At 73.1% G+C, this 320-nt stretch carries 1 pseudogene; it reads left to right on the forward strand.

Annotated elements, in window-relative coordinates:
* A pseudogene (locus JHD74_RS27165) lies at positions 1-127 on the forward strand (hypothetical protein); the annotation flags it as partial.
* Positions 128-320 lie beyond the last annotated feature (193 nt).

Below are 320 nucleotides of genomic sequence, written 5' to 3' on the forward strand. Positions count from 1 at the left end.
GACCGTCGCCCTGGCTGCCAATCAGGACGGTATTCTTATTTCAGCGACTCAGGTACAGACCGCTGGCGTGCTCGATGATCGCTTCTCAGCCGCCGCGGAAGGCCTGGAATATGGTGCTCTGCTGACCCTGTCTCTTATACACATCTCCGAGCCCACGAGACAGGAGGTATCATCTCGTATGCCGTCTTCTGCGTGAAAGGGGGGGGGGGGGGGGGGGGGGGGGGGGGGGGGGGGGGGGGGGGGGGGGGGGGGGGGGGGGGGGGGGGGGGGGGGGGGGGGGGGGGGGGGGGGGGGGGGGGGGGGGGGGGGGGGGGGGGGGG

Source organism: Serratia sp. ASV30, assembly GCF_016428815.1.
In the GTDB taxonomy this organism is placed as follows: Bacteria; Pseudomonadota; Gammaproteobacteria; order Enterobacterales; family Enterobacteriaceae; genus Chania; species Chania fonticola_C.